Below are 14,924 nucleotides of genomic sequence, written 5' to 3' on the forward strand. Positions count from 1 at the left end.
CCATATCAAATGCCATATCAGCAAGGAGCGCCGTTTGGACCACAATATACGTCTATGCCAAATCCGAATATGATGCCAATGGATAATAATATGCCGCCGCTTGTGCAGGGTGAGGAAGATTGTGGATGTGGAGGAGAAAGTAGACTATATAGTCCACAACCAGGTGGTCCGCAATATGCGAATCCTTTATATTATCAACCAACTCAGTCTGCATATGCACCGCAGCCAGGAACGATGTATTATCAACCAGATCCACCAAATGTATTTGGAGAGCCCGTTTCAGAAGAAGAGGACGAAGAAGAAGTTTAAAAAGGCGGGAGTATTCCCGCCTTTTTTGCATGCGTGTTAATTAAGAAAATGAAGTTTTTTTATGAAGTGCTAGAAAATTCCCAGTGAAATATTAACAGTGTAAAAACCTTCTCTGTTACTCATCATAAGAGGGAGCTTTTCAGTAGAGAAGCTCATTCTAACAGAGGGGGTTTTTGTATTGAATACGAAAGTAAAAGTAATTGCTGCTTCTTTGTTAGTTACCAGTGCATTAGCTGCATGTGGTACACCAAAAGATAACAATGCAATGGATGGACGTAACTACAATTACGAGCGTACATCTTATAATGATACACACCAGTATCGTGATAATGTAACGCGTAATGATCGTTATACAGATTATGTAACATATAGAAATGGTCGTAACGATACAGGATATAATAATTATTACCGCGATGTAAATTACAATGGACAAATTGCTAATCCACATCCAACACGTAATATTACAATGAACAATTCATACATTAACAATGATGGTAAAACAGCAGAAAGAATTACAAATCGTGTGAAACGTATGAATAACGTAGACCGTGTGTCTACAGTTGTATATGGAAACGATGTAGCGATTGCGGTAAAACCACGTAATCCAGTATCGAATGAAACAGCGCTTGCAAATGAAGTTCGTCAAGCTGTTGCAAATGAAGTTGGAAACAGAAACGTATATGTTTCTGTAAGAAATGATATGTTTACTCGTGTCGATGCAATGAGTACTCGTCTACGTAACGGTACAGTTACAAACGATTTTAATCGTGACATAGTGAATATGTTCCGAGACATTCGTTACGGTTTAACTGGTACAGTACGATAGCGAAATAAAAGAGGAAGGGATAGCCCTTCCTCTTTATTCATCGTTGTCTTGTAAACGACGTTTTTTAATAAAATAACTAACGGAGTAAGAAACTAAAAAGCATATGAAAAGAATACTACCTGTTAAAATAGCTTCAAACAGAGGTCTTTCTGGACTGAAAATAATATAAATAATAGCCATAACAATTCCTACAATAAGGGAGCGGAAGACAAGTTTATAATAAGGAGTTAACTTTATTTCCTTTTCACTTTCTTCTACATCAATTGAAACACTTAACTGTAAATAACTAAGGACGATACTTGTAAGAATAAATAATAGCCATAATGGAGATTTCGTAATTTGGTCCATTCCTTCAGTGAATCCGATATAACCTAAAATGCCAATTATACCAAGCGATTGAAAAAGAAAGGCAATACGTATGTTTTTTAATGTTTTCAGAATGAGACGTTCATCCTTTATTTTTTTCATAATATCCATCTCCTGTTTTATGATGATTTCGCTGTTACATTAATTGTAACATATATGTTACTTTTATCAATTTATAATTTACATATCGTTCGTTTGGATAACAAAGGAAATAAAATATTTTTATAAACATGTTGCACTTACACTTTATTAATGTTATATTAACAAAGCGATGAGCTAATTTACGTAAGACGAGAGATATGCTTAAGTGCTAAACACGCGAATGTGGTCGCCTGGTCTCTCGCCGTAAACGCATCAAGACGCCTGCTTTGCAGGCGTCTTTCATTTTGTATAAAAGTGAATGATACATGCAGATGAGGTAAACCCTTATCTGCATTTTTTATTTTTCGAAAGAAATGTAATATGGATAAAACCCCCATTTCCGGAAAAACTACTAATGAAAGTATGATCTTGCCTAAAAGAGGTGAACGGAAATGAAATGGATACTGATTGCGATGCAAGCTTTCGTTATGATGTTTTGTTTCGTTTATGGAACGAATGCGAAGGCGGAAGGGCCAGTACCAGAAGTAACGGAAAAAGAACCTGAGGTTACAATTTTATTAGAGCGTATGTATGTTGATGGCGAAGTAAGCGAAGAAATACTTACAGAAAAAGTGGCGTATTTAGAAAAGTTTTTACAGCAATATAAAGAATGGCAACTTGTTGATCGTGATGATGTACAAATTGTATTGCAAAAGAAAGTTGATGATATTTCTCCGTTATTGAAAACAAGTGGATATTTTGGTGTTTCAGAGGAAGGGATATTACAAATTTTCAAAGGTGTGCCGAAAAGTGATAATGCGATCCATTCTTTCTTTCAAATTGATATGAAAAAGCTTGAGAGTTATGAGCGTGCGAAATTGAAACGTGGTATTCGTATCAAATCAAAAGAAGGTTTTGTGAAGACGATTGAAAAAATGAAACAATACGCAGTGCAAAATAAGAAAAAAAGCAGCTCATGGTGAGCTGCTTTTTTCTTATTTATTCTTAGCTAAAATTTCTTTTGCGATTTCATCAATTAGCATATCTTTTCCAATTGGATTGAATGCTTTCGTATTGAAGACTTCATTTGATACTTCATATACGTGATTGTTCTTAACCGCTTTATTGTCTTTCCAAACAGCACTATTTTTGTAGTCTTCGTAAACTTTATCAGCTTCGCCGCCAAAGTTTACAATAAACATTTGGTCAGGCTGGAATGCAACTAGGCCTTCTAGTGATACTTGCGCCATTGTTTGTTTTAAATCCGTACCTTTTGTTGCAGGAAGTTTTAAGTCGTTAAAGATGATGTCACCGTATCCGAAGCTGCCGTATACACGGAAGTTTTGCGGTGTAACTGCAACGAACATAAAGTTCTCATCTTTTGTTTTCTCTTTAATTTTTTTAGATAAAGAGTCTGCTTTCTTATCGTAGTCTGCAATCCATTTGTCTGCTTTCTTCTCTTCGTCAAATAGCTTACCTACTTCTTTAAACTTACCACGCCAGTCTTCTAAGTTTGTTTCTAGAACAACTGTAGGTGCAACTTTTTCTAGTTGATCATAAATTTTTAATTGACGGTTGTTTAAAATAATTAAGTCTGGTTTTAAAGCAGTAACAGCTTCTAAATCAACTTTAGGTGCCCAGTACCAACCAACTGCTTTTACTCCATCTAACTTGTCTGTTAAATGATTTTGGATTTTATCTTTATATGTATTTGCTGTACCAACAGGTTTGTGTCCAAGAAGTAATAGTTCTTCTGTTGATCCAGATAAGTCAACAATTCTCTTTGGATTTACTGGAATTGTAGCTTCACCTTTAGCATGTTTTACAACTTTTGTTTTCGGTTGTTCTTTTACTTTCGATTCTTCTTTTTGAGAAGAACATCCAACGATAGAAAGAACAACAAGCATAATAGTAAATAAAATAAATAGTTTACGTTTCATCCTGATGTAACCCCTTTAATTAGTATTGATAATCATTATCGACTTCTGTATATTAAGGTGCTTTAAACTTTCTGTCAATGGAAAATAACAGAAGTTTCAAGTGGAGAACATTTGTTGGGGCAGTCTCGCTTTTCTATCATTAAATATGTTAAAATGGAATACATGATTTAAGAGGGAGAGATCGTATTTTGTTTGAATATGTTACAGGTTACGTGGAGCATGTAGGGCCGGAATATGTCGTAATTGATCATAATGGAATTGGTTATCAAATTTTCACACCGAATCCGTATGTATTTCAAAGAAGTAAGCAAGAAATCCGTGTCTATACATATCATTATGTGAGAGAAGATATTATGGCACTTTACGGGTTTAAAACACGTGAAGAGCGTTTATTATTTACAAAGTTGTTAGGCGTGTCCGGCATTGGGCCAAAAGGCGCTCTTGCAATTTTAGCTTCTGGTCAAACAGGACAGGTCGTTCAAGCGATTGAGCATGAAGATGAGAAGTTTTTAGTGAAATTCCCAGGCGTCGGAAAGAAAACAGCACGCCAAATGATTTTAGATTTAAAAGGAAAACTAGCAGATGTCGTACCAGATGCATTTGTTGATTTATTCTCAGATACAGAACGTTTTGATGAGAAGAAAGGTTCATCAGCGGAGCTTGATGAGGCACTGGAAGCTCTGCGCGCACTTGGATACGCAGAACGCGAGGTTTCTCGCGTTGTACCAGAGTTATTAAAAGAATCATTAACGACGGATCAGTATATTAAAAAGGCACTTAGTCTTTTACTAAATGGTAAGAGGTGAGTATAATGGACGAACGTCTCCTTTCAGGGGAATCTGCATATGAAGATTCGGATTTAGAATATTCATTACGGCCACAGACGCTCCGTCAGTATATTGGCCAAGATAAAGCGAAACATAATTTAGAAGTATTTATTGAAGCGGCGAAAATGCGTGAAGAAACGTTAGATCACGTGCTTTTATATGGACCACCAGGTCTTGGTAAAACGACGCTTGCGAATATTATTGCAAATGAGATGGGCGTTAATGTTAGAACAACTTCAGGTCCGGCAATTGAAAGACCAGGAGATTTAGCTGCTGTATTAACAGCGCTTCAGCCAGGGGATGTATTATTTATTGATGAAATTCATCGTTTGCATAGATCAATTGAAGAAGTATTGTACCCTGCGATGGAAGACTTTTGTCTTGATATCGTAATTGGAAAAGGGCCTTCAGCACGTTCTGTACGCCTAGATTTACCGCCATTTACATTAGTTGGAGCAACGACACGTGCTGGAGCATTATCGGCACCGCTTCGTGACCGCTTCGGTGTACTTTCAAGGTTAGAGTACTACACAGTAGATCAGCTTTCTGCGATTGTTGAACGTACAGCAGAAGTATTTGAAGTTGAAATCGATTCGTTAGCTGCATTAGAAATTGCAAGACGTGCTCGTGGTACACCTCGTATTGCGAATCGTCTTTTAAGACGTGTACGTGATTTCGCACAAGTTCGTGGTAACGGAACGGTTACGATGGAAATTACGCAAATGGCATTAGAGCTACTGCAAGTAGATAAATTAGGTCTAGATCATATTGATCATAAATTACTGCTTGGTATTATTGAGAAATTCCGTGGTGGTCCAGTTGGGTTAGAAACGGTTTCAGCAACAATTGGAGAAGAATCTCATACAATTGAAGATGTGTATGAGCCGTATTTATTACAAATTGGCTTTTTACAACGAACGCCACGGGGCCGAATTGTAACGCCGCTTGCGTATGAACATTTCGGAATGGAGATACCAAAAGCATGACGGAGATGCCCAAATTACTTATTACAGCGGGAATCTTGCTCATCGTTGTTGGATTAGCTTGGAAGTTCATTGGAAGGCTTCCAGGCGATATTTTTGTGAAAAAAGGAAACGTTACCTTTTATTTTCCTATCATTACATGTATTGTGTTAAGTATTGTATTATCTTTTATTATGTATATAATAAATCGATTTAAATAAGAAATAGGTGGATATAGCTATGGATATAAATCTGTTTGATTTTCATTTACCAGAAGAACTTATTGCGCAAGTCCCGTTAGAAGATCGTGAAACATCAAGATTAATGGTGTTAGACCGTGAAACAGGTGATATTGAGCATAAACATTTTACGGACATTCTTTCTTACTTACATGAGGGGGATTGCTTAGTTTTAAATGAAACGAAAGTTATGCCTGCTCGTTTGCATGGTGTGAAAGAAGATACAGGCGCGCACATTGAAGTACTTCTTTTAAAACAAGAAGAAGGCGATAAGTGGGAAACGCTTGTAAAGCCAGCGAAACGTGTAAAAGAAGGAACTGTTATCTCTTTTGGCGAAGGGAAATTAAAAGCAACTTGCACAGGAACTGCAGATCAAGGTGGACGTCAGCTTGAATTTTCATATGACGGCATCTTCTATGAAATTTTAGATGAACTTGGGGAAATGCCACTTCCTCCATATATTAAAGAGACGCTAGAAGATCGCGATCGCTATCAAACAGTATATGCGAAAGAAATCGGTTCAGCGGCAGCGCCGACTGCGGGACTTCACTTTACAGAAGAGTTACTTGAGAAGTTAAAGCAAAAAGGCGTTCAGTTAGCATTCATTACCCTTCACGTAGGACTTGGAACATTTAGACCAGTTTCTGCAGACACGATTGAAGAACACCATATGCACGCAGAATATTACCATATGTCTGAAGAGACAGCTGCATTATTAAATCGTGTGAAAGAGAATGGTGGACGTATTATTACTGTAGGTACGACATCAACTCGTACGTTAGAAACAATTGCAACAGATCATGACGGTAAGCTTTGCGCCGCTTCTGGATGGACAGATATTTTCATGTATCCGGGATATGAATTTAAAGCAATTGATGGTTTAATTACAAACTTCCACTTGCCGAAATCAACATTAATTATGCTTGTAAGTGCATTTGCAAATAGAGATAATGTACTTCATGCTTATAATGAAGCAGTAAAAGAAAAATATCGTTTCTTTAGCTTCGGTGATGCAATGTTCGTTGCATCTCACGCTAAAATGAGAAACAAATAAAAGGAGTAAGTTATGACAGCAATTCGTTATGAATTTATTAAGACATGTAAACAAACGGGTGCCCGTTTAGGTCGTGTGCATACACCGCACGGTTCATTTGATACACCAACATTTATGCCAGTTGGTACACTTGCGACAGTTAAGACAATGTCACCAGAAGAATTAAAAGCAATGGATTCTGGCATTATTTTAAGTAATACGTATCATTTATGGCTACGTCCAGGTCATGAAATTATTCGTGAAGCAGGCGGCTTGCATAAATTTATGAACTGGGATCGTGCAATCTTAACAGACTCTGGTGGTTTCCAAGTATTCAGTTTAAGTGACTTCCGTCGTATTGAAGAAGAAGGCGTTCACTTCCGTAATCACTTAAATGGAGATAAATTATTCTTATCACCAGAAAAAGCGATGGAAATCCAAAATGCATTAGGTTCAGATATTATGATGGCATTTGATGAGTGTCCACCATTCCCGGCTACTTTTGAATATATGAAGAAATCTGTAGAGCGTACAAGCCGTTGGGCAGAACGTTGCTTAAAAGCGCATGAACGTCCGCAAGATCAAGGTTTATTCGGTATTGTACAGGGCGGGGAGTACGAAGAGCTTCGTCGTCAAAGTGCTAAAGACCTTGTTTCAATGGACTTCCCTGGTTACGCTGTAGGTGGTTTATCTGTTGGTGAACCGAAAGATATTATGAACCGTGTGCTTGAGTTTACAACACCACTTCTTCCAGATAATAAGCCTCGTTACTTAATGGGTGTAGGTTCTCCTGACTCGTTAATCGATGGCGCAATTCGTGGTATTGATATGTTTGACTGCGTACTTCCAACTCGTATCGCTCGAAATGGTACATGTATGACAAGTGAAGGTCGCCTCGTTGTGAAAAATGCGAAATTCGCAAGAGACTTCGGTCCGCTTGATCCAAACTGTGATTGCTACACATGTAAAAATTACTCTCGTGCGTACATCCGTCACTTAATGAAATGTGATGAAACGTTCGGAATTCGTTTAACGTCTTATCACAACCTTCATTTTCTGTTAAACTTAATGGAGCAGGTGAGACAAGCTATTCGTGAAGACCGTCTTGGCGATTTCCGCGAAGAGTTCTTTGAACAGTATGGCTTTAATAAACCGAATGCTAAAAACTTCTAATACATAATTTAAAAGGAGGAACAAAAGATGAATGCAGGTATGATGAATATCGTTATGATTGTTGCGATGTTTGCGATTTTCTATTTCTTATTAATTCGCCCGCAACAAAAGCGTCAAAAAGCAGTTGCTCAAATGCAAAACGAATTAGCAAAAGGTGATGCTATCATAACAATTGGTGGTTTACACGGTACAATCGAATCAGTAGATGAGACGAAAATTGTTATTAAATCTGGTGGTTCACACTTAACTTTCGATCGCAATGCGATTCGTGAAGTTGTGAAAAACTAATGTGGAAGGCCCTGCATGAAATGTGCAGGGCCTTTTTTAGTTACTTTGCTTTGACATATTTACACCGAAAATACCACCGAGTGTACTCGCTCCCATTAATGCTAATTGATAAAGTAATTGTGAGTTCGATAAAGTTTGAGAAAAGCCTAAATAGTTAACTAGAAAAACGAGTATAGTGAATGTGAGACCTGTTGTGAGACCTACTAGCCACCCTTTCCCCTGCGCTTTTTTGCCAGCGATAAAACCAGACATAAGCATAGATAAAAGAGCGAGTATAAAAATAGTAACGGCTAATGTCCCTTCGTTTATATTCGTAAACTTTAATAAAAGAGCCATAATCATGCTAGTAAGAGATGCGAGAATTAATAGTGTAATAATACCGAAGCCGATTGCAGTGGATAATTTTTTCGTTCCATCCATTTATACATTCCCCCTTTTTAATACAAGCATATTTTCCTTTTGTCTAAGTTAGACTAGTTTCTTTTTTATAGGGGAGTCTATACGTAAAAAAGGAGATGTAGAAATGGAATGGATATCAATAATTGGACGAACAATGCTTTTGTATATCATCATCTTAATTATTTTTCGTCTTATGGGTAAACGTGAGATAGGAGAGCTAAGTGTATTAGATTTAGTCGTATTTATTATGCTTGGAGAAATGGCCGTAGTAGCAATTGAAAATACAGATAAATCACTTTGGCATCAATTAGTTCCGATGACTTTTCTTATGTGCATCCAAATTATTTTGTCAGTCATTTCCCTAAAGTATCAACGCTTTCGGCATTTAATAGAAGGTGAGCCGGCTATTCTTGTAAACGCGGGAAAGATTGATGAAAAGAAGATGAGAAAGCAACGTTATAATATAGATGATTTAATGATGCAATTAAGGGAACAAGGAGTTGGGGATATTCGGGATGTAGAATATGCTATTTTGGAACCGTCTGGGAAGTTATCTGTCTTTCAAAAACAAAAAAATAAACAAGATGCATTGCAGTTTACTCTTCCTCTTATTATTGATGGAGAAATTCAATCTAGTCATTTACAAATGATTGAACATACAGATGAATGGCTTATTGAGAAATTAAAAAACTTAGGTTATAACGATGTAAAACAAATTTTATACTGTAGTTTTCAAAACGGACAATTTTTTGTTGATGTAAAAGAAAATTAGAGATTTATCCTTTGAAAGAGTAAGAATGATTGGTTTAACTAATAATCAGTGGAGATTACCCCACTGATTAAAGTTTCAACTTATTTCAAAAATGAAAGTTTACGAATGATAGGGAGACGACTTAACTCTTCTTTTCGAATGAGTTTGAAAGTGAAGAGAAGTACGATATAAACAATTGTTGTTAAAGTGATTTCCCATAATGTTTGTATGCCAAGGGAATGAGAGAAAATAATATATTTATGAAGATAAAAACCGAAGGCGCCTGCGATACCGATGGCAAGTCCGCCGAAAATATAGTCTTTTGCGTAAATGGTAAATGTAATCTTTTTTAAAACAGTAGCGTAGTGAAGAAATGTTACTGTTACAATATTTGCAGCGATAGCAAGTGCAACTCCCATCATTTGAAATTCTGGCCTTGAGGCTAGTACAAAAATAACGATTAATTTCACGATGGCGCCAATAAATGTATTCATCATTGCAGCTCTTGCTAAGTTTAAAGCTTGCAAAACAGAGGTAAGTGGACTTTGGAAATAATGAAATAAAAAGCAAGGCGCAAGAAGTTGAATGAATGCTGTTGCGCTGTCTGATCCGTACATAAGAGTTAAAATAGGAGAAGCGAATACGTATAATATAACGACAGACCATCCGCCGGTAATTAATGAAATTCGAAGTGCTTGTTGTAAACGGTGCTCCACTAATTTATGTTGTCTTTTTGCCATTGCTTCACTAATAGAAGGGACGAGCGCTGTAGAAAGAGCGTATGTAATAAAGGCGGGTAGTGATAGAAGCGGGAATGCATAACCGTTTAATATACCGTATTGCTGGGTTGCAACAGAAGCAGCGACACCAGCGATTGCTAAGCTTTGCATAACGACAATAGGTTCAAAAAAATATGAAACGGAGCCGATTAAACGACTTCCTGTAGTTGGAAGGGCAATATCCATCAGAGAATAAAATGTCCCTTTGCTTTCCTTTACAGTAGTGAAAAATCCAGAGCGTATTGATAAATGTTTTTCTCGCTGAAATAACGTGAGTAAAAATAATAAGGATGCAACTTCACCGAGAACAGCTGATAACATAGCGCCGGCGGCAGCGTATTCTATGCCGTAAGGTAAAAATAATTGAATGCATATAGCGATAATGGTAATGCGGACGACTTGTTCTAGAACTTGCGCATAAGCGCTAGGTTTCATGTTTTGTTTCCCTTGAAAGTAACCACGCAAAACAGAAGAAACAGCAATAACGGGAACGACGGGCAAAATGGCCATTAATGGATAGTACGTTCTTTCGTCGGTTAATAATGTTTTTGCTAAAATAGGTGTGAGGAACATAATTCCGATTGTTAAAATGATACTAATAACGGATGTAACAGCTAGTGATACGGTTAATATTTTTTTAACTCTTTGTTTATCGTTCACAGCTTCCGCTTCTGCTACAAATTTTGCGATTGCGACAGGAAGACCAATTTGTGTCAATGTAATTGCTAAAATGAATGTAGGAACGGCCATCATATAAAGACCAACGCCTTCTTCTCCTAAAATACGTGCCATTACTATGCGGTTGATAAAGCCGAGTATTTTTGTAATAAAGCCGGCTATCATTAAAATAAATGCGCCTTTTAAAAAGCTTTGTCTCGTCATGTTCTTCTCCTACCTTCTCAAAATCAATGGAATGATTTACAATAATTTATATGCACGTACGAGACAAGAATGACAAGCATTTAAGAGAGTGAAGTATGATAGTGCTCTTGAAAGTAGTTATTGCTGTCCATTAGAGCGGGATTAAAGCGACTTTTTCGTGCTGAAATAAGAAGGAGATGTTATAGATGTTAGATAGAGAGGCTTTGGTAGAATCATACCGCGGACAGTTACAAGTCGTTTTAGAAAGTAAAGTAGAAGAGTTTCAAATGTTCGGTTACGACCGAGTGACAGATGATGACATTTGGAAGTTTCTTAAAGTGAAAAAGTGGAAGAAGTTAGACAGCGATGTTAGATTGTATGAATTAGTTAATGACGTATTAACAGTAAGTACTAATGAATATATGACATATTTAACTGTTGAAGCTTATCAAGCACCGCTTTGGTCATTTGATGAGTACGAAAATAAATAACCGACTGCAATTGGTTTGTTCTTCCTTTTGCAGTATAATGATATGTATTGATAAAGAGGAAATAATTGTGTCTAAGATTATATATAAAGGAGGTCGTGAAGAGGAAAATAAATGATGAAAGTGTAGGTAGTGTAAAAGCTTACCTATACAGCTAGTGATGAACTAGCAAAAATTATAGAAAGGAAGTCTACTAACTAGGCGTATGCACACGTATAGCAGTGAATCGTAAAAGATTTATTGAAAGTGTTAGTAGCAGAAAGAGGGTACATATGGCAAAGCGTGGTACGAGAATTGCCGCCTTTTTCCTCATCGTCTTATTAATCGGTGGAGTAATTGGTGCGGCAGGAAAAGACATAGCAAAAGGAATTAGTCTAGGACTAGACCTTCGCGGTGGTTTTGAAATTCTGTATGAAGTAAAACCAGCCAAAAAAGGTGATAAAATCGATCGAGACGTACTTGTAAGTACAGTAGGTGCTCTTGAAAATCGTGTCAATGTTCTCGGTGTAAGTGAGCCGAACATTCAAATCGAAGGGCAAGATCGAATTCGTGTACAGCTTGCTGGTGTACAAGATCAGCAAAAAGCACGTGAAATGTTATCAACACAAGCGAAATTAACATTCCGTGATGTGGATGATAACCTTCTTATGGATGGAACGGATTTAAAAGGCGGCGGAGCGAAACAAACGTTTGATGAGCAAGGCCGTGCGAGCGTAGGTCTTACACTGAAAAGCGCTGAAAAATTCCGTGCAGTAACTGAAAAGATTTCAAAAATGCCACCACCAACGAATTTAATGGTAATTTGGCTTGACTTTGAAGAAGGAAAAGATTCATATAAAGCAGAATCTGCAAAACCGAATCCGAAGTTCTTATCAGCGGCAACAGTAAGCCAAGTATTTAACCAAGCTGAAGTATCTATCGTAGGTGGAAACTTCACAGTTGAAAGTGCGAAACAACTTTCATCTTTATTAAATGCAGGTGCACTTCCTGTTGATTTAAAAGAAATGTATTCAACATCTGTTGGAGCGAAATTTGGTCAACAAGCGTTAGAGCAAACGATTTTCGCTAGTGCGATTGGTATCGCTCTTATCTTCTTATTTATGCTTGTATTCTACCGTTTACCAGGACTTGTAGCGGTTATTATGTTAGGTTTATACATTTTCGTTACATTACTTGTCTTTAACTGGATGCATGCTGTTCTTACGTTGCCAGGTATTGCGGCGTTAGTGCTCGGAGTAGGTATCGCAGTTGATGCGAATATTATTACGTACGAGAGACTGAAAGAAGAGCTGAAAATTGGTAAGTCAATGATGTCGGCATTCCGAGCTGGTAACCATCGTTCCTTAGCAACAATTCTAGATGCAAACGTTACGACTCTTGCAGCAGCTGGTGTGTTATTCGTTTATGGTAATAGCTCTGTAAAAGGATTCGCAACAAGTTTAATCGTAAGTATTTTAGTTGGTTTCATTACGAACGTATTCGGTACTCGTTTCTTACTAGGTTTACTTGTAAAGAGCCGTAACTTCGATAAAAAACCAGGGTATTTTGGTGTGAAACAAAAGGATATTATTCCATTAACAAAAGGTGTAGTACATCCGCCAACGAGATTTGATCGTATTAACTTCGTAAATATTGGTCATAAATTCCTTATCTTCTCGATTGTAGTTGTAATTGCGGGTGCAATTATCCTACCAATTTTCAAATTGAATCTTGGTATTGATTTTGCAAGTGGTACACGTATCGACTTGCAATCAAAACAAGCAGTCACTGTTGCTGATGTTCATAAAGATTTTAAAGAGTTGAACATTGATGTGAAGGAAGAAAATATTGTACCGACCGGGGATGACAATAAAGGTTTCGCAGTTCGTACATTAGGCGTCCTATCAAAAGATGAGATTGCGAAGACAAAAACATTCTTCCACGACAAATATGGTACAGATCCAAATATAAGCACAGTTTCGCCGACAATTGGGAAAGAAATTGCACGAAATGCATTTATCGCAGTATTAATTGCTTCTGCGGTTATCATTTTATACGTAAGTATTCGTTTCCGATTTACGTATGCGTTATCTGCAGTACTTGCATTATTACATGACGCATTCGTTATGGTTGTTATGTTTAGTATTTTCCAATTAGAGGTAGACTTAACGTTTATCGCTGCGGTGTTAACAATCATCGGTTATTCTATTAATGACTCGATTGTTACATTTGATAGAAACCGTGAATTATACAAACAGAAAAAACGAGTGCGCGATATAAAAGACCTAGAAGAAATCGTAAATGCAAGTATTCGCCAAACGCTTGGTCGCTCGATTAACACCGTATTAACAGTGTTATTCCCAGTAATTGCACTGCTTATCTTCGGTAGTGAGTCACTACGTAACTTCTCGTTTGCGTTACTTGTTGGATTAATTGTAGGTACGTACTCTTCTGTTTTCGTTGCCTCTCAAATTTGGTTAATGCTTGAAAACCGTCGTTTGAAAAGAGGTAAAAACAAGAAGAAGGTTGAGAAAGTAGAATCTGAACCGCAAGTATAGAAAAGATGATGTCTCTTTATGAGGCATCTCTTTTTTCGTTTGTGGATACAATAAGATAGCAACTTTTTGATGGGAAGAAGATGGAAGAAAGTGGTGGTGTTATCGCTGTTTTTGTTAAAATAAAAAGATAGGTTAAGAAAAGAAGGGATTTTAATTATGGAAAAAGATGAACGTTTTAAACAGGCCGAGTTTGGTGCTATTGTCGGGATCGTTGGTAATATTATATTAGCAATTGTAAAGGCGGTAATTGGTTATATTGGGAACAGTAAAGCACTGTTAGCAGATGCGGTGCATTCTGCATCAGATGTAATTGGTTCGCTAGCTGTACTTTTTGGATTGCGAGCGGCAAAGCAGCCACCTGATGAAGATCATCCGTATGGTCATGGTAAAGCGGAATCGATTTCAGCGATTATTGTTGCGGTATTATTATTTATTGTGGGACTTGAAATCGCGATTTCATCTATAAAAGCTTTTTCGCAAGAACTAGAACCGCCGAAAGGAATTACGATTTTTGCTGTTGTTCTTTCAATCGTCGTGAAAGAAGGAATGTTTCAATATAAATTCCGATTAGGGAAAAGGGTAAATAGTGATGCAATTATTGCAAATGCATATGAGCACCGTTCGGATGTATTTTCTTCAATTGCAGCTTTAATCGGTATTTGTGCAGCTATACTAGGTGGTAAGCTTGGTATAGACTGGCTTGTATATGCTGATCCGATTGCAGGATTAGTTGTTTCACTACTTGTTGTAAAAATGGCATGGAGCATTGGAGCGGAAGCAATTCATGCAACGCTTGACCATGTTCTTCATGAGGAGGATGTTATTCCGCTTAGAGAAGCGGTTCTTCAAGTAGATGGTGTGAAAAAAATTGGTTCTTTATATGCACGGGAGCATGGTCATTATGTTATTGTCGATATTAAAGTGTCTGTAGATCCATACATTACTGTAGAAGAAGGACACCGCATTGGAAAACATGTGAAAGAAATGCTTATGAAACAAGATAATGTACAAAATGTATTCGTACATATAAATCCGTATTCTCCAAATTAAACATCATTAACATTT

16 protein-coding genes and 1 pseudogene are annotated in these 14,924 nt (G+C 37.1%); 13 read left to right on the plus strand and 4 right to left on the minus strand.

All coding sequences use genetic code 11. The annotated features are described in order from the left end of the window. Together MR170_RS15615 and MR170_RS15620 are read left to right on the plus strand one after the other, a co-directional pair. A pseudogene (locus MR170_RS15615) lies at nt 1-309 on the plus strand (peptigoglycan-binding protein LysM); the annotation flags it as partial. Between the two features lie 178 nt (nt 310-487). Then, the gene (locus tag MR170_RS15620; protein WP_016080194.1) at nt 488-1,135 is read left to right on the plus strand and encodes a YhcN/YlaJ family sporulation lipoprotein; all 648 of its coding nucleotides are present in this window, start codon (nt 488-490) and stop codon (nt 1,133-1,135) included. A 33-nt stretch (nt 1,136-1,168) separates the two neighbouring features. Here MR170_RS15620 and MR170_RS15625 read toward each other — a convergent pair whose 3' ends face one another. Beyond that, nucleotides 1,169-1,603: a hypothetical protein gene (locus MR170_RS15625; protein ID WP_023523099.1), complete on the minus strand. Its 435-nt coding sequence runs from the start codon at nt 1,601-1,603 to the stop codon at nt 1,169-1,171. Between the two features lie 431 nt (nt 1,604-2,034). Between MR170_RS15625 and MR170_RS15630 the strand changes: the two genes are divergently transcribed. Then, the gene (locus MR170_RS15630) at nt 2,035-2,565 is read left to right on the plus strand and encodes a BofC C-terminal domain-containing protein (protein WP_029443357.1); all 531 of its coding nucleotides are present in this window, start codon (nt 2,035-2,037) and stop codon (nt 2,563-2,565) included. Nucleotides 2,566-2,577: 12 nt separating this feature from the next. On the opposite strand, the gene MR170_RS15635 is transcribed toward MR170_RS15630, so the two are convergent. Continuing rightward, nucleotides 2,578-3,522, minus strand: coding sequence for an iron-hydroxamate ABC transporter substrate-binding protein (locus MR170_RS15635; protein ID WP_029443356.1), 945 nt, complete (start codon nt 3,520-3,522; stop codon nt 2,578-2,580). A 188-nt stretch (nt 3,523-3,710) separates the two neighbouring features. Between MR170_RS15635 and ruvA the strand changes: the two genes are divergently transcribed. The 6 genes from ruvA to yajC are packed head-to-tail and all read left to right on the plus strand — an operon-like array spanning nt 3,711 to nt 8,044. Beyond that, nucleotides 3,711-4,328 (plus strand): Holliday junction DNA helicase RuvA, encoded by a 618-nt coding sequence (gene ruvA / locus MR170_RS15640; protein WP_016080199.1) that lies wholly within the window; start codon nt 3,711-3,713, stop codon nt 4,326-4,328. Nucleotides 4,329-4,333: 5 nt separating this feature from the next. Beyond that, entirely contained in the window at nt 4,334-5,335 is a 1,002-nt protein-coding gene (gene ruvB / locus MR170_RS15645) for a Holliday junction branch migration DNA helicase RuvB (RefSeq protein ID WP_029443355.1), read from the plus strand. Continuing rightward, nucleotides 5,332-5,532, plus strand: coding sequence for a DUF2905 domain-containing protein (locus MR170_RS15650; protein ID WP_000138162.1), 201 nt, complete (start codon nt 5,332-5,334; stop codon nt 5,530-5,532). Before ruvB ends, MR170_RS15650 begins: the two co-directional genes overlap by 4 nt. 19 nt (nt 5,533-5,551) lie before the next feature. Next, the gene (gene queA, locus MR170_RS15655) at nt 5,552-6,604 is read left to right on the plus strand and encodes a tRNA preQ1(34) S-adenosylmethionine ribosyltransferase-isomerase QueA (protein ID WP_000354014.1); all 1,053 of its coding nucleotides are present in this window, start codon (nt 5,552-5,554) and stop codon (nt 6,602-6,604) included. A 12-nt stretch (nt 6,605-6,616) separates the two neighbouring features. After that, nucleotides 6,617-7,756, plus strand: a complete 1,140-nt coding sequence (gene tgt, locus MR170_RS15660; protein ID WP_000125365.1) for a tRNA guanosine(34) transglycosylase Tgt — start codon at nt 6,617-6,619, stop codon at nt 7,754-7,756. A 27-nt stretch (nt 7,757-7,783) separates the two neighbouring features. Next, nucleotides 7,784-8,044: a preprotein translocase subunit YajC gene (gene yajC / locus MR170_RS15665; protein ID WP_016080201.1), complete on the plus strand. Its 261-nt coding sequence runs from the start codon at nt 7,784-7,786 to the stop codon at nt 8,042-8,044. A gap of 36 nt (nt 8,045-8,080) precedes the next feature. Here yajC and MR170_RS15670 read toward each other — a convergent pair whose 3' ends face one another. Further along, nucleotides 8,081-8,464 carry a TIGR04086 family membrane protein gene (locus tag MR170_RS15670; RefSeq protein ID WP_000349141.1) on the minus strand — a complete coding sequence of 128 codons (384 nt, stop codon included), beginning with the start codon at nt 8,462-8,464 and terminating at the stop codon, nt 8,081-8,083. A gap of 103 nt (nt 8,465-8,567) precedes the next feature. Here MR170_RS15670 and MR170_RS15675 point away from each other — a divergent pair, with 103 nt between their 5' ends. After that, complete coding sequence (locus tag MR170_RS15675; protein WP_029443354.1) at nt 8,568-9,215, plus strand: DUF421 domain-containing protein; 648 nt, start codon at nt 8,568-8,570, stop codon at nt 9,213-9,215. 80 nt (nt 9,216-9,295) lie between these two features. On the opposite strand, the gene spoVB is transcribed toward MR170_RS15675, so the two are convergent. Beyond that, on the minus strand, nt 9,296-10,855 hold the full coding sequence (gene spoVB / locus MR170_RS15680; protein ID WP_029443353.1) for a stage V sporulation protein B: 1,560 nt from the start codon (nt 10,853-10,855) through the stop codon (nt 9,296-9,298). Nucleotides 10,856-11,040: 185 nt separating this feature from the next. On the opposite strand from spoVB, the gene MR170_RS15685 reads away from it, so the two are divergent. The 3 genes from MR170_RS15685 to MR170_RS15695 all read left to right on the plus strand — a co-directional run bounded on the left by MR170_RS15685 (nt 11,041) and on the right by MR170_RS15695 (nt 14,909). Continuing rightward, nucleotides 11,041-11,325, plus strand: coding sequence for a post-transcriptional regulator (locus MR170_RS15685; RefSeq protein ID WP_050844543.1), 285 nt, complete (start codon nt 11,041-11,043; stop codon nt 11,323-11,325). Between the two features lie 269 nt (nt 11,326-11,594). Continuing rightward, the gene (gene secDF, locus MR170_RS15690; protein ID WP_016080205.1) at nt 11,595-13,859 is read left to right on the plus strand and encodes a protein translocase subunit SecDF; all 2,265 of its coding nucleotides are present in this window, start codon (nt 11,595-11,597) and stop codon (nt 13,857-13,859) included. A gap of 156 nt (nt 13,860-14,015) precedes the next feature. Continuing rightward, nucleotides 14,016-14,909, plus strand: a complete 894-nt coding sequence (locus tag MR170_RS15695; RefSeq protein ID WP_016080206.1) for a cation diffusion facilitator family transporter — start codon at nt 14,016-14,018, stop codon at nt 14,907-14,909. Nucleotides 14,910-14,924: the final 15 nt, after the last annotated feature.

The organism is Bacillus cereus group sp. BfR-BA-01524, from assembly GCF_022662595.1.
Lineage (GTDB): Bacteria > Bacillota > Bacilli > Bacillales > Bacillaceae_G > Bacillus_A > Bacillus_A thuringiensis_S.

Coding starts and splice junctions, on each gene's coding strand:
- queA (WP_000354014.1), top strand. CDS start 5,552: ATGGATATAAATCTGTTTGATTTTCATTTACCAGAAGAACTTATTGCG.
- secDF (WP_016080205.1), top strand. CDS start 11,595: ATGGCAAAGCGTGGTACGAGAATTGCCGCCTTTTTCCTCATCGTCTTA.
- MR170_RS15685 (WP_050844543.1), top strand. CDS start 11,041: ATGTTAGATAGAGAGGCTTTGGTAGAATCATACCGCGGACAGTTACAA.
- MR170_RS15650 (WP_000138162.1), top strand. CDS start 5,332: ATGACGGAGATGCCCAAATTACTTATTACAGCGGGAATCTTGCTCATC.
- MR170_RS15630 (WP_029443357.1), top strand. CDS start 2,035: ATGAAATGGATACTGATTGCGATGCAAGCTTTCGTTATGATGTTTTGT.
- MR170_RS15625 (WP_023523099.1), bottom strand. CDS start 1,603: ATGAAAAAAATAAAGGATGAACGTCTCATTCTGAAAACATTAAAAAAC.
- MR170_RS15695 (WP_016080206.1), top strand. CDS start 14,016: ATGGAAAAAGATGAACGTTTTAAACAGGCCGAGTTTGGTGCTATTGTC.
- ruvB (WP_029443355.1), top strand. CDS start 4,334: ATGGACGAACGTCTCCTTTCAGGGGAATCTGCATATGAAGATTCGGAT.
- spoVB (WP_029443353.1), bottom strand. CDS start 10,855: ATGACGAGACAAAGCTTTTTAAAAGGCGCATTTATTTTAATGATAGCC.
- MR170_RS15675 (WP_029443354.1), top strand. CDS start 8,568: ATGGAATGGATATCAATAATTGGACGAACAATGCTTTTGTATATCATC.
- tgt (WP_000125365.1), top strand. CDS start 6,617: ATGACAGCAATTCGTTATGAATTTATTAAGACATGTAAACAAACGGGT.
- yajC (WP_016080201.1), top strand. CDS start 7,784: ATGAATGCAGGTATGATGAATATCGTTATGATTGTTGCGATGTTTGCG.
- MR170_RS15670 (WP_000349141.1), bottom strand. CDS start 8,464: ATGGATGGAACGAAAAAATTATCCACTGCAATCGGCTTCGGTATTATT.
- MR170_RS15635 (WP_029443356.1), bottom strand. CDS start 3,522: ATGAAACGTAAACTATTTATTTTATTTACTATTATGCTTGTTGTTCTT.